At 60.4% G+C, this 12929-nt stretch carries 11 protein-coding genes; 2 read left to right on the top strand and 9 right to left on the bottom strand.

Features of this window, described 5'->3' with window-relative positions:
- Nucleotides 1-55: 55 nt before the first annotated feature.
- The 6 genes from ycaC to ACA074_RS10425 all read right to left on the bottom strand — a co-directional run bounded on the left by ycaC (nucleotide 56) and on the right by ACA074_RS10425 (nucleotide 5831).
- Nucleotides 56-679, bottom strand: coding sequence for an isochorismate family cysteine hydrolase YcaC (gene ycaC / locus ACA074_RS10450; protein WP_016774080.1), 624 nt, complete (start codon nucleotides 677-679; stop codon nucleotides 56-58).
- A gap of 69 nt (nucleotides 680-748) precedes the next feature.
- On the bottom strand, nucleotides 749-2587 hold the full coding sequence (locus tag ACA074_RS10445; RefSeq protein ID WP_401265817.1) for an amidohydrolase: 1839 nt from the start codon (nucleotides 2585-2587) through the stop codon (nucleotides 749-751).
- Nucleotides 2588-2617: 30 nt separating this feature from the next.
- The gene (locus ACA074_RS10440; RefSeq protein ID WP_489880834.1) at nucleotides 2618-3244 is read right to left on the bottom strand and encodes an antibiotic biosynthesis monooxygenase; all 627 of its coding nucleotides are present in this window, start codon (nucleotides 3242-3244) and stop codon (nucleotides 2618-2620) included.
- Complete coding sequence (locus ACA074_RS10435) at nucleotides 3237-3653, bottom strand: DoxX family protein (RefSeq protein ID WP_187676985.1); 417 nt, start codon at nucleotides 3651-3653, stop codon at nucleotides 3237-3239. The genes ACA074_RS10440 and ACA074_RS10435 overlap by 8 nt, the downstream gene beginning before the upstream one ends.
- Nucleotides 3654-3860: 207 nt before the next feature.
- On the bottom strand, nucleotides 3861-4784 hold the full coding sequence (locus tag ACA074_RS10430; RefSeq protein ID WP_187676984.1) for a LysR family transcriptional regulator: 924 nt from the start codon (nucleotides 4782-4784) through the stop codon (nucleotides 3861-3863).
- A gap of 54 nt (nucleotides 4785-4838) precedes the next feature.
- Nucleotides 4839-5831: an MBL fold metallo-hydrolase gene (locus tag ACA074_RS10425; protein ID WP_497678946.1), complete on the bottom strand. Its 993-nt coding sequence runs from the start codon at nucleotides 5829-5831 to the stop codon at nucleotides 4839-4841.
- Nucleotides 5832-6085: 254 nt separating this feature from the next.
- On the opposite strand from ACA074_RS10425, the gene ACA074_RS10420 reads away from it, so the two are divergent.
- Entirely contained in the window at nucleotides 6086-6541 is a 456-nt protein-coding gene (locus ACA074_RS10420; RefSeq protein WP_187676982.1) for a helix-turn-helix domain-containing protein, read from the top strand.
- Nucleotides 6542-6564: 23 nt separating this feature from the next.
- Here ACA074_RS10420 and ACA074_RS10415 read toward each other — a convergent pair whose 3' ends face one another.
- Nucleotides 6565-7134, bottom strand: coding sequence for a flavodoxin family protein (locus tag ACA074_RS10415; RefSeq protein ID WP_497679315.1), 570 nt, complete (start codon nucleotides 7132-7134; stop codon nucleotides 6565-6567).
- A gap of 357 nt (nucleotides 7135-7491) precedes the next feature.
- On the opposite strand from ACA074_RS10415, the gene ACA074_RS10410 reads away from it, so the two are divergent.
- Nucleotides 7492-10302 carry an ATP-binding protein gene (locus tag ACA074_RS10410; RefSeq protein ID WP_497659198.1) on the top strand — a complete coding sequence of 937 codons (2811 nt, stop codon included), beginning with the start codon at nucleotides 7492-7494 and terminating at the stop codon, nucleotides 10300-10302.
- Here the strand turns inward: ACA074_RS10410 and ACA074_RS10405 are convergent.
- Nucleotides 10267-11736: an ATP-binding protein gene (locus ACA074_RS10405; RefSeq protein WP_497678945.1), complete on the bottom strand. Its 1470-nt coding sequence runs from the start codon at nucleotides 11734-11736 to the stop codon at nucleotides 10267-10269. The two genes, ACA074_RS10410 and ACA074_RS10405, sit on opposite strands and share 36 nt — an antisense overlap.
- Before the next feature lie 90 nt (nucleotides 11737-11826).
- The gene (locus ACA074_RS10400) at nucleotides 11827-12777 is read right to left on the bottom strand and encodes a GlxA family transcriptional regulator (RefSeq protein ID WP_187676979.1); all 951 of its coding nucleotides are present in this window, start codon (nucleotides 12775-12777) and stop codon (nucleotides 11827-11829) included.
- Between the last annotated feature and the right edge of the window lie 152 nt (nucleotides 12778-12929).

Genomic DNA, 12929 nt, shown 5'->3' with positions numbered 1-12929 from the left:
GTCCCCTCTCCCTCGGGGAGAGGGCTAGGGTGAGGGGCTTTTCAGGCGCGATCGATTACTTGGCCGTGAACTTGGTGTAGCTGTTGATCAGGTTGCGGTAGTTCGGCAGACGCTCGGACAGCAGATGCGCCAGGCCTTCCATGTCGTTGCGCCAGTCACCCTGCAGCTCGCAAGCCACAGCGAACCAGTTCATCAGATGAGCACCGGCCGCCGACATGCGTGCCCACGCCGCTTGTTGCACGGTGGTGTTGAAAGTGCCGGAAGAATCGGTCACCACGAACACTTCGAAACCTTCAGCGATGGCCGACAGCGTCGGGAATGCCACGCACACGTCAGTCACCACACCGGCGATGATCAGTTGCTTGCGACCGGTAGCCTTGATGGCTTTGACGAAGTCTTCGTTGTCCCAGGCGTTGATCTGGCCTGGACGCTGAATGAACGGCGCGTCCGGAAACTGCTCAAGCAGCTCAGGTACGATCGGGCCGTTCGGGCCTGCGTCGAAACTGGTGGTGAGGATGGTTGGCAGCTTGAAGAACTTGGCGATGTCGCCCAGTGCCAGCACGTTGTTCTTGAATTCGTTTGGCGAGAAATCCTGTACCAGCGAGATCAAACCGGTCTGGTGATCGACCAGCAGCACAACCGCATCATCTTTGTTCAGACGCTTGTATGGAACGCTCATGGGAAACTCCTGGGTGGATGGTTGTTGCGTGAAGCGCCGACCGTCGAGGCCAGCGCTTTTGGGTAAGAATCAGAAGGCGAAGCAGGAACAGCCGAACGCCCCCCAGAAACCGGCGAAATCGCTGACCGGGGCATTCGACAGGCGCGCCTTTTCATGGCTGTGCGAGTGCACGGCGCACGCGCCGACGCATTGGTGCACCTGAGCCTGCATCGGCGCGTTCTGGCGCCAGTGGCCCGGGACTTTTGCCACTGGCGACCAGTCCGGCAGCACCGGCACGCTGGCTGGCCCGAGATCCTGGAAGTCGCCCGCGGCGTAAACGATCTTGCCGCCAACCACGGTCAGTACCGACTCGATCCACTTGATGGCTTCTTCTTCGACGTGGAAGAAGTCCGCGCTCAGCGCCGCCAGATCTGCCAGTTGCCCGACTTTGATCTGGCCTTTCTTGCCCTGCTCGGACGAGAACCAGGCACTGCCGTGGGTGAACAATTCCAGCGCGGTGGTGCGCGGCAAACCTTCTTCGTACAGCGCCAGACCACCGACGGTGCGGCCGCTGACCATCCAGTACAGCGACGTCCACGGGTTGTAGCTGGAAACCCGCGTGGCGTCGGTGCCTGCGCCGACCGGCACACCTTCGGCGAGCATGCGCTTGATCGGCGGCGTGGCTTCAGCGGCTTTCGCGCCGTAACGGTCGACGAAGTACTCGCCCTGGAACGCCATGCGATCCTGAATCGCGATGCCACCGCCCAGCGCTTTCACCCGTTCGATGTTCTGCGGGGTGATGGTTTCAGCGTGGTCGAAGAACCACGGCAGACCGTTGAACGGAATGTCACGGTTGACCTTCTCGAACACGTCGAGCATGCGGCTGATCGATTCGTTGTACGTGGCGTGCAAACGGAATGGCCAACGCTGTTCGACGAGGTGGCGCACCACCGGTTCCAGCTCCTGCTCCATGGTTTGCGGCAGGTCCGGGCGCGGTTCGAGAAAGTCTTCGAAATCCGCTGCCGAGAACACCAGCATCTCGCCGGCGCCGTTGTGGCGCAGGAAGTCGTCGCCCTGGTGCAACTTGACGCTGCCGGTCCAGTTCTGGAAATCGGTCAGCTCTTCTTTCGGCTTCTGGGTGAACAGGTTGTAGGCGATACGCACGGTCAACTGGTCATCTTTGGCCAATTGCTCGATCACCTGGTAATCGTCCGGGTAGTTCTGGAAACCACCGCCGGCATCGATCGCGCTGGTCAGGCCGAGACGATTGAGTTCGCGCATGAACTGGCGAGTCGAGTTGACCTGATACTCCAGCGGCAGCTTCGGCCCCTTGGCCAGCGTCGAGTAGAGAATCATCGCGTTGGGTTTGGCCACCAGCATGCCGGTCGGGTTGCCATTGGCATCACGGACGATCTCGCCACCCGGCGGGTTCGGCGTGTCACGGGTGTAACCGGCCACGCGCAATGCGGCGCGGTTGAGCAGCGCACGGTCGTAAAGGTGCAGGACGAACACTGGCGTGTCCGGCGCGGCCTGGTTGAGTTCTTCGAGGGTCGGCATGCGTTTTTCGGCGAACTGGAATTCGTTCCAGCCGCCGACCACGCGCACCCACTGCGGCGTCGGTGTGCGGTCGGCCTGCTCCTTAAGCATGCGCAGCGCATCGGCCAGCGACGGTACGCCTTCCCAGCGCAGTTCGAGGTTGTAGTTCAAACCGCCACGGATCAGGTGCAAGTGCGAGTCGTTGAGACCGGGGATGACGCAGCGGCCGTGCATGTCGATCACTTGCGTGGATGAACCGCGCAGGGCCATGGCTTGGGTGTCGTTACCAACGACCACGAAACGGCCGTCCTTGATCGCCACGGCACTGGCCAGTGGTTTAGTGCGGTCTACGGTATGAAATTGGCCATTGAAGAGAATCAGATCGGCGTTCATCGCAGTTCCTTCGACAAAAAATGAATGGTTTCAGCGTGACGGGTGTTCTGTGGATTCGACGTGTGTATGGGCCTGACCGGCTTCCAGCCAGGGCGCAAACAAACGGGTCACGGGCGGCATGAACACGTACACCACCGACAACACGATGGTCAGGGTGATCAGGAACGTGGCAATCACGTAGTTGGAAAGCAGTGGGTGCAACCCGAGCAGCGGCCCCCAGATCAGCGGCACCAGCAAGGTGTGCGGAAAAATCACCAGCAAGGTGACCACCGCCTGCTTCCAGCGCGGCGGCGGCGAGGCGGCATCGGCCAGCGGCGCGAACCAGAATTCATTGACCGGGGCGACCTCAGTCTGGTCGCCATCAGCGAGCATCGGAGCGGCTTCATCGACCAGGGCCTGACGCTGCGGTGACTCCAGCCACAATTGCATCGCCTCGGTCGAGCAAAAACGCAGCACACACGTGTAAGTATCGAGGCCGGCGCGCTTGCCGCGCACCACGTCGACGCCCAAGTGCCCTTCGCGCTGCCCCGCCACCTTTACGATATTGCGCAACCAGGCTTCATAGGCTGCTTCAAAACCGGCCTTGACCCGGTGCTTGACGATCAGCGTGACGGTCTCATCGGCCCCCGGTGCTTTTTGACTAAGGACTTCAGGCATAACGCAGTACTCCGGGTAAACGAACATTGAGCGCCAGCCGTCCCGGCCCGGCGATAAACACAGTGGCAAACAGGATCAACAGCAGCCAGCCGAACTGCCCCTCGGCCACACTCCATTGCGGATGCACGACCAGCATCGCCACCAGCAGCACAAACAGAATAGGCAAGCACGCCAATCGCGCCAGCACTCCGGCGACGATCAGTAGCGGGCAGAGGACTTCGGCAAAGATCGCCAGAATCAGGGTGAGGTGGGCGCCGAGGTGGAACGGGTCTTCGATGAGTTGCAGTTGGGCCGTAAAGTCCAGCAGCTTGGGCAAGCCGTGTACCCACAGCAGAAACAATCCACCGCTGCCCCGTAAAAACAGTAAACCGAGGTCGCGCGCCCGTTCGTCTCGTTGCAAAGCATTCATGACCCGACCCTTTAAATGTCATTGAACTGAATAATGCCAATGCGGGGCGGGGAGAAATTGGATGGATGTGCTCTCTTTCTTTCAGTCACCTAAAACCAATGTGGGAGCGAGCCTGCTCGCGATAGCGGTGTGTCATTCAACATTGAAGTCGACTGACCGGGCGCCATCGCGAGCAGGCTCGCTCCCACAGGGGATTTACGTTTTTCTTCAGGCTGGCGGAATATCCAGCGATGCCGACATGAACTGGCTGATCCGCGAGCGCAACCACTTCTCCGCCGGGTCGTTGTCATGCACCCCGCTCCAGGCCATCGACAATTGCGCCGCCTCAATCGGGAACGGTGGGTCTTCGGCGCGCAGGGCGCAGCCTTCAACCAGCGCACAGGCGGCGTAATCCGGCACCGTGGCGATCATTTCGGTGCCCGCCAGCAAAGCGCGCAAGCCGCTGAACTGCGGCACACCAAGCACCACGCGACGGCAACGGCCAAGCTTGGCCAGATCCAGATCAATGTTGCCGCTCAAGTCACCGGAGAACGACACCATCGCGTGCGGCCGTTCGCAGTATTCGTCCAGCGTCAGCGGCCCCGGACGGTCGTCGCCGCGCAGGACTTTGCAGGGAATGTCGCGCAGCTTCTTGCGTTTGGCGTTGGCCGGCAGATCGGTGGTGTAGCTGACGCCAACCGAGATTTCTCCGGAGGCCAGCAGCGCCGGCATCAGCAAATAGTTGGCGCGGCGTACCACGACCACAATCCCTGGCGCTTCCTCCTGAAGTTGGCGCAGCAGCGGCGGAAACAGACCGAATTCGGCGTCATCCGACAGGCCAATGCGAAACACCTCGCAACTGCTCGCCGGTTCGAATTCCTTGGCCCGGCTGACCGCCCCGGAAATGACGTCCATTGCCGGTTGCAGTTCTTTGAGAATAGCCAGGGCGCGGGCGGTCGGTTCCATGCCGCGACCGTTGCGCAACAGCAACGGATCATCGAACAGATCCCGCAAACGGCCGAGCGCCGCGCTCACGGCGGGTTGGCCCATGAACAGTTTTTCGGCGACGCGGGTCAGGTTCTTTTCGAACATCAGTGCTTCGAAAATCACCAGCAGGTTCATGTCGACGCGACGCAGATCGTTACGGTTCATGGGCTCGTGTTCCTTGCCTGGAGGTCTTGTTCAGTCATGCGAAAGCGCCTTACTTTACTCGATCAACGGTACTTTGGCCGCGCGTTTGTAAGGGCCGTATTCCACCGGCACCCATTGAAAATGCTTGTCGATGGCGGTGACGTGACCGATCCCCGGAAACGGCAGGTGCGCGGCGGTCACCCAGGTTTTGCTGGCGGCAGCAGCGCTGAACACGGCGTTACGGCTTTTGATGGCCTGCTGACTGTTGACGTCAAAACTGATCGACACTTCAGGGTGTTCGAACTGCACGGCAAGGTTGTGCACCAGATCGCCCATGAACACGATGCTCTGGTTCTGCGAGGTAAATCGGTAAGTGGTGCTGCCTGGCGTGTGCCCGTTTTCAAGTTGCGCCTCGACCACGCCCGGCAGGGGTGATTGCCCTGGCGTGAAGGTTTTGAAGCGGCCGGCGGCCACGTAGGGCGCCGTGGAATCCTGAGCGATTTTGAAGAACTCTTTCGCCCCGGCCGGTGCCTTGGCCAAGGCCTGCGGATCAAGCCAATAGTCAGCTTCAGCCTTGGCCGCATACACCGTGGCGTTGGCGAAAATCGGTTTTTGCTGAGCGTCGACTAATCCGCAAACGTGATCCAGATGCAGATGGGTCAGCAGGATGGTATCGACCTGTTCCGGTTTGTAGCCCGCTGCCTGCATGTTCGCCGAGAGCTGGCCGGCAGTCGCGCCAATGCACTGCCCGGCGCCCGTGTCGACTAGGACCAACTGTTTGCCGGTGTTGACCAGAAACGCGTTGAACGCCGTTTGCACACCCGGGGTTTCAATCGAACGGCGAGCGAGCAATGCACGGATCTGTCCCTGACTCATGCCCTGAAGCAGTTTGGGCGACAGATCGTTGTAGCCGTCGAACAGCGCGGTCACTTCATAGTCGCCCAACGCCAAACGGAAGTAACCGGGCGCCTGCGTACCGACCTGCGGCGCTTGTGCCACAGCACTACCGGCCGCCAACGCGAGTGCCAAACCGAGTGTGCCCAATGCAGCGTGCAACGAACCTGTCATGCGAGTCCCCTTGCTTGATCGATCTTCGACGGCACCGAACGTGTGCCTCTTATTAGTCGTCATCCTCGCCGATCCGCCCCGTCGCCGACTTGCAGCGATGTGCTGAGTTCAAAGTTTTGCGGCGCAATTAACAACGTTTAACTCGTCAGTCCTCCGGCCCCGTCCAACAATGAAACCCACTGCGAAACATTGTTTTCTTGACCAGAGGGGAAAGCACCCAGCGTGCGTCCCCTCCCCCGACACGGACATTGGCCATGGCTCACTTACAACAAACAGTCGCCCTCGCCCCCGCCAGCGAATCCCGCACACCGCGCATCGGCGGCCTCAGTCCGCAGCGCGAACGGCGGGTCAAACAGTTGATCCTCGATCGCCTGGGTGAAAGCCTGGAGGTCACCGAACTGGCAGAGGCATGTTCGTTGTCACGCAGTCATTTTTCCCGAGCGTTCAAGTGCAGTACCGGGCTCTCGCCACAGGACTGGATCCGGACTCAGCGCATCGCCCGCGCCAAGCTGTTGATCCAGCACACCCACTTGAGCCTGACGCAGATCAGCCTGGAATGCGGCTTCTGTGATCAGGCGCACTTTTGCCACATCTTCACCCGTAGCGAAGGGATCAGCCCGTTTGCCTGGCGCTGTCGTGAAGTGCCGGATATGAAGCTCAAAAGATCGCAACCTTCGCCAGCGTCTGCCGGCATGCGCCTTGCAGTGTAGGCGCCGATCCTATCGCCCCTTCCTCACTTGTGCCTCAACCGCTGCGCCACCTGTGCCACCCGCTCACCCAGATGGGCCGCCGTGCGCCGGTCTTCGAGCGGCGGCGCCTGCTCGGACGTCTGTTCGACATTGGATTGGGACATCGCACCGAGCGAGCTGCCAAGACGGTTCAATTGCCCATCAAAGAACCCGGCCGCCGAGCGCGCCGGGAGCAAATCGAGCCCAACCCATATCATCGAATGCTGCGCGGCGAACACCGCCATTTGCAGCAACGTATTGAGCTTGTCGCCGCACAGACTGCCGGAATTGGTGAACCCCGCAGCGACCTTGTCGCGCCACGGTTTGGCCAGATAGAACGCCGCGCTGGCCTCCATGAATTGCTTGAAGCCCGCCGAGGCGCTGCCCATGTAGGTCGGCGCGCCGAAGATGATCGCATCGGCGCGGTGCAACTCATCCCAATAGCGTTCGACTTCTTCTACCGCGACCAACCGACAGGTACTGCCCAGGTGCCGTTCGACGCCCTGCGCCACGGCTTCGGCCATGACGCGTGTGTGGCCATAACCGCTGTGATAGACCACCACCACGTTGCTCATTGCGCCGTCCTCCGGACGAGTGCATTCCATTGCAGCCATCAGGTCTGTGCCTGAGGTTGAACTTGTTTGATCGGAGTTTTGAGGCTGGAGCGGACGCAGACGAGTTAATCGTTGTTAATTGTCCGTGGCGCAGAGCGGTGATTTGGGCATTGCAGTGTGTAAAAACGGAAGTTACGCCATAGCGTTTCGAGTGTTGACGGCAATCTGCACGTTGCACTGGCGCCAGAACCTGAGGAATATGTCCGCAAACTGCGGATTAGAAGGCTTGCGTGCAACTGACGCCCTGATCCGCCCTGCCCTTCACGGAGGCTTCACAAGCCTGGGGCAGGATGACAAGAATTTCGCAGGAGTGAGCGGTTGAGTCTTTCCCCGAATCAGGCCATCGGTTTCGGCCCCTATCGGATTCATCCTGGACAACGGCTGGTGCTTGAGGGCGACCAGCCGTTGCGCCTGGGCCGACGCGCCATGGACATTCTGCTGATCCTGCTGGCGCATGCCGGCGAAGTCGTGAGCAAGCAGCAATTGATCGCCGGGGTCTGGCCGGACAGCGTCGTGGAAGACATCAACCTGCGGGTACACATGGCGGCCCTGCGCAAAGCACTCGGCGATGGTCAGGCCGGACAGCGATACATCGTCACCGTGGCACAGCGCGGCTACAGTTTTGTCGCACCGCTCGTGCTGCAATTGATCGAACAACCCACCTGCGCCCAGACCGGCACGCGGCATAACCTGCCGCTGCGCCGCACGCGAATGATCGGCCGGCAGCCGCTGGTCGACAGCCTGATCAGGCAGTTGCCGCGCCAGCGCTGCATCACGCTGGTCGGCCCCGGCGGTATTGGTAAAACCACCGTGGCCCTGCGCGTTGCCGAACAGATGATCGGCCACTATCGGGACGGTATTCGGCTGCTGGATCTGTCGCCCATCAACGACGCGCGAATGATCTGCTCGCACCTGGCGGCCCTGCTTGATGTGCTACTGCATGACAACGAGCCGCTGACCAGTCTGGTCAACGCCCTGCGCGAGCGCCAGATGCTGCTGGTGATCGACAATTGCGAACACTTGATCGACGCCGTGGCGCTGATCGGCGAGAGCATTTTGCGCGGTGCGCCACAGGTCCACATTCTGGCCACCAGCCGCGAGAGCCTGCGTGCCGAAGGCGAGTATGTGCAGCGTCTTGAGTCCCTTGATTACCCGCCGCCGATTGCCGTGCTTGATCGCGTACAGGCGTTGAGTTTTTCTGCACTGCAACTGTTTGCCGAACGCGCACTGGCGGCTCATGAGGGCTTCGAACTCAGCGACGCCGAGTTGCCCGATGCCATTGAAATCTGCCGTCGTCTGGACGGCATTCCGCTGGCGCTGGAGCTGGCGGCGGCACAGGTCGCCGAACTGGGCCTCAATGGTTTGTTGAGCCAGTTGCAGGGCCGCTTGCCGGCATTGGCCGCCGGCAATCAAAGCAGTGTGGAGCGTCATCTCACTCTGCGTGCCACGCTGGACTGGAGCTTCAACCTGCTCACCGATTGCGAACAGACTTGCCTGCGCCGACTCGGCGTGTTTCGTGGCGGCTTCACGCTGGAGTCCGCCGCTGCCGTGATCGGTGGCCAGCACATCAAGCCCGGCGAAGTGTTTGGCTCGATCACGCAACTGGTCGCCAAGTCGTTGCTCAACGTCGAAGTCGGTGATGAAGAGGTGTTCTACCGGCTACTCGATACTACGCGCCGTTATGCCCTGGAAAAGCTCGACCAGTGCGCCGAACTCGCCGAAACCCGCGAACGCCACGCTGAACGCTGCCTGGCACTTATGTATCAGGGGCAGACCGATTGGGAAAACACCCCAACCGACCTGTGGATCGAGCGTTATGCACGCGGCCTGGAAGACTTGCGCGCGGCGCTGGACTGGAGCCTGAACGGTGTCGGCCCCAATGATGTAGGGATTTATCTGGCCGCGACCTCGGCGCCGCTGTGGCAAGAGCTGTCGCTACTCAAGGAATACGGTGGTTACGTGCGTCAGGCGCTGGCCCTGCTCGAAAACGCTGATGAGGCTTGCCCTCGGGTGAAAATCGCCTTGAAACTGGCGCTCGGCAGCGCCTGCTACCACACCTGGGGCGGCACCCCGGAAACCATCGCGGCCTTCGTCGACGCCCACGCGCTGGCGCAGGAACTTGACGATGTAGCCGGGCAACTGCGCGCGGTGTCCGGGCACATGGCGGTCAACCTCAGCTGTGGCCACTATCGACTGGCGCTGGAACAGAGCGAACAGTTCGATCGACTCGGCGTGCACGGCGATCCGCTACTGTCGCTGAGCACGCATCGTTTGCGAGTATTGGCGCTGCATTACGCCGGCGACCAGCCGCAGGCGCGCCTGCATGCAGAGCAAGTGATTCAGCGCATGGCGCAAAGCGGTAATCTCAACCGCTTCACCCATGGCTTCGGCGTGCAGTACGACCAAAGCGTCGCCTCATTGACGGTGCTCGCCCGGGTGTTATGGCTGCAAGGCTTCCCGGAACAAGCCTGGCGTACGGCACGGCAGGCACTGGACATCGCCGTGCAAATCAATCACGGCACCTCGATCTGCTACACCCTGGCGTTGGCCAGTTGCCTGATCGCTCATTACAACGGAGACCAGCAAAACGCCCGTGCTTTGCTGAATCTGTTGCTGGAGCAGGCACAGAAGCATTCGGTACTGCTGTTCTATCGATGGGCACGGCACTACGCGCAGGTCATCGACGCCGATACCGCCGCGCCGATGCCAACCGATGACAGCGGCCTGATCAGGGAAATCATGGTGACGCTGGACAGTGGCTTTGTTGATGATGCGTTGCTTGAACGGGCACAGAGCGGTGCAGCAGGCTGGAGCGCGGCAGAAATTTTGCGCGCTCGGGCGGATCGATTGTTGAATGAAGAATCGGGTTGCCCTAAAACCAACAACACTCAGCAAGCAGAAGATGTATTGCGCCAAGCGCTGTTGATCGCTCAAACCCAAGGCGCTCTGGCCTGGGAATTGCGCAGTGCCACATCGCTGGCCCAACTGTGGCAACGGCAGAACCGCTATCGAGAAGCGCTGGACCTGTTGAGTCCGATATACCAACGCTTCACCGAAGGCTACGCGACACCGGACTTGCGCAAGGTGCGCGTGTTACTCGACGAGTTGGGCGGTCAACTGCGAACCTGAAGCCAAACGACTGCGACTGACGTGGCGCGCATGCCGGCGCACGTAGTCGTTGGACTCACCACTGCGCTCCAGTTGCTCGCGGGCATAACGACGGGTCGTGTTGAGCATGCGATAGCGCACCCCGGCACTGCCCCGCTCCACCGTCAGCAAGGACTTCTGCGCCAACCGCTCAATGATCAAGGCCAGCGTCGACGGTGGTAATTGCGCGCAACTGATCACCCCCATCGCGGCATCAATGGCAAACGCCATTTTGAACACTGACAGGCGTTGCAGCACCCGTTGTTCCTGATCGTTCAGGTGCTGATAACTCCAGTCCAGCGCAGCTTTCAAGGTTTGATGGCGGGGCACGGCCGTACGCCGGCCATGACTGAGCAATTGCAGACAATTGTCGAGCTGTGACTGCAACCCGACCATCGCCAACGCATCGATGTGCGCCGCCGCCAGTTCAATCGCCAACGGCAGCCCGTCGAGTCGTCGACAGATGTCACGCACGGCATGGAGATCCTGTTCGCGCAGGGTAAAACCCTGCTGCCGGGCACGGGCACGACTGACAAACAACTGCACTGCCGAATAGCCCATGGTCTCCTCGACACTGCTCAACGCCGAGGATTTTGGAATGACCAGCGGCGGCAGGATCTGCACCGTCTCCAGACTGGCCTGCAATGCTTCACGACTGGTGGCGAGAATCGACAGCCTTGGCGCGGCCTCCAATAAACGTTCAACCAAAGCCTTGCAGGCTTCGCGCAGGTGCTCGCAGTTGTCCAGCACCAACAACGTGTGGCGGGCAGACAGCGTGACAAGATCGGTATCAAGGGTTTGCAACAGATGATCGAGCAGTGGCGTAGCGTCGTTGACTACCGCCAGATCCACCAGCCATACCCCGTCACGAAAGTGCTGTAACAGCAATTCCGCAGCGCGCAACGCCACCGTGGTTTTACCGACACCCGCAGGCCCCGTCACGGTCATCAACCGGCACAGCGGCAATTGCCGCACCATCGAGCCCACCACTGAGTCGCGACCGGTGACCGGCGTCAGCCGCACAGGCAAGTTGTGTTGCGGTGCCTGGAGGTTTTCCAGGGCCACTTGCGCGGTACTGTCGCCGTGCACCGGAGCAACGAAACAGTAGCCGCATTGCGGCACGTTGACGATGTAGCGTTGGCCGTTCTCACCATCACCGAGGGCCCGTCGCAGGGCAGCAATGTGTACGCGAAGATTGATCTCCTCAACCACCGACGTGGGCCAGACCCGCGCAATCAACTCTTCCTTTCTGACTACTCGACCTGCGCGCTCGACCAGCACCTGCAGAATGTCCAGCGCACGCCCGCCCATGCGCAGTGGCCGATCCCCTTCGAGGATCAGCCGTTGGCGCAGATGAAAGGCGTAGGGGCCGAAATGCAGCACGGTCGCCTGGTTCAAATCGTTGAGGCTGTTCATGCCAACTATCTTGGCAGCCTGCGATGACGGCACAACCTCCGTACAGGGCGCATCACGGACATCCGGGTGCGCGTAACGGACAGAACCGCTCTAGCTGAACTGTTCGCGGTACTGCACGGGGGTCAGGCCGAGTTTTTCAGCGAACAACAGGCGCATGTGCCGCACACTGCCAAAACCGCTCTTGTAGGCCACGGTTTTCAAAGGCAGATCACTGGTTTCCAGCAGATTTCGTGCGCAGTCGATGCGTGCACTTTGCAGGAACTCCATGGGTGTCATATTGATGTCGCGGGCAAAAATCCGCGCAAAGTGCCGCGCACTCATGTTGGCCAACCCAGCCATGCGCTCGACGCTGAAAGCTTCGTCGAGGTGCTCCAGCACGTAATTCTGTACTCGGGTGACCGGTGTTTCCAGAGGGGCGACCGCTGCCATCAAAGGGCTGAACTGAGCCTGTCCGCCCTGACGCTTCATCACCACCAGCAACACTTTGGCGACGTCCTGGGCCAGCTTCTTGCCGTGATCCTGAGCGACCAATGCCAGCGCCATGTCGATGCCGGCCGTGACCCCGCCTGAGGTAATGAGATTGCGATCCTCGATGAAAATCTGATCGGTTGCGACGCTAGCCTTCGGAAAAGCCTTGATCAGGCGTTCGGTGTAGTTCCAGTGGGTGGTAACCCGATAGCCGTCGAGCAACCCCGCATGTCCGAGCACGAAGGCGCCAGTGCAGATCGAACCGTATCGCTCGGCACAGGGTACGGCTGCTTTCAGCCAGGCAAGCAGCGCCGGGTGTCTTTCGTTGTAAGCCCCCGGCCCTCCCGGCACCAGCAGCAAGTCGTAGCGCTCAGGGGCATCTTCTATATGCCGGTCGGTGTGTACCAGCACACCATTGGATGCCCGTAACGGGCCGCGCTCGGTGCCAAGGGTGGTCAGTTGATAGTGCAACTCCGGTTTCAAATAGCGATTGGCCACCGAAAACACCTCCAGCGGCCCAGCCATATCGAGCAGAAGAAAGTCGGGGAACAACACCATTGCCACGGTTTTCATGAGGTAAACATCACTGATAAAGAAGGGTAAACGGACAAGACAGGCTGAGCATTATGGCCAACTGCGGCGCAGTCGTCGGAAAAAAATACGTGATCGACCGCACACAACTGTCAACCAAAACAGGACAGTATTTCAATTTTCATCTACTTATT

The organism is Pseudomonas sp. LBUM1655 (genome assembly GCF_059716085.1).
The sequence above is the reverse complement of the archived record's forward strand: the minus strand, read 5'-3'. Positions and strand labels throughout refer to the sequence as shown.

What these genes read in the sequence shown, in the direction of transcription:
- ACA074_RS10405 (WP_497678945.1), bottom strand. Translation starts at nt 11,736, where the DNA reads ATGAACAGCCTCAACGATTTGAACCAGGCGACCGTGCTGCATTTCGGC.
- ACA074_RS10430 (WP_187676984.1), bottom strand. Translation starts at nt 4,784, where the DNA reads ATGAACCGTAACGATCTGCGTCGCGTCGACATGAACCTGCTGGTGATT.
- ACA074_RS10445 (WP_401265817.1), bottom strand. Translation starts at nt 2,587, where the DNA reads ATGAACGCCGATCTGATTCTCTTCAATGGCCAATTTCATACCGTAGAC.
- ACA074_RS10425 (WP_497678946.1), bottom strand. Translation starts at nt 5,831, where the DNA reads ATGACAGGTTCGTTGCACGCTGCATTGGGCACACTCGGTTTGGCACTC.
- ACA074_RS10440 (WP_489880834.1), bottom strand. Translation starts at nt 3,244, where the DNA reads ATGCCTGAAGTCCTTAGTCAAAAAGCACCGGGGGCCGATGAGACCGTC.
- ycaC (WP_016774080.1), bottom strand. Translation starts at nt 679, where the DNA reads ATGAGCGTTCCATACAAGCGTCTGAACAAAGATGATGCGGTTGTGCTG.
- ACA074_RS10400 (WP_187676979.1), bottom strand. Translation starts at nt 12,777, where the DNA reads ATGAAAACCGTGGCAATGGTGTTGTTCCCCGACTTTCTTCTGCTCGAT.
- ACA074_RS10435 (WP_187676985.1), bottom strand. Translation starts at nt 3,653, where the DNA reads ATGAATGCTTTGCAACGAGACGAACGGGCGCGCGACCTCGGTTTACTG.
- ACA074_RS10415 (WP_497679315.1), bottom strand. Translation starts at nt 7,134, where the DNA reads ATGAGCAACGTGGTGGTGGTCTATCACAGCGGTTATGGCCACACACGC.
- ACA074_RS10420 (WP_187676982.1), top strand. Translation starts at nt 6,086, where the DNA reads ATGGCTCACTTACAACAAACAGTCGCCCTCGCCCCCGCCAGCGAATCC.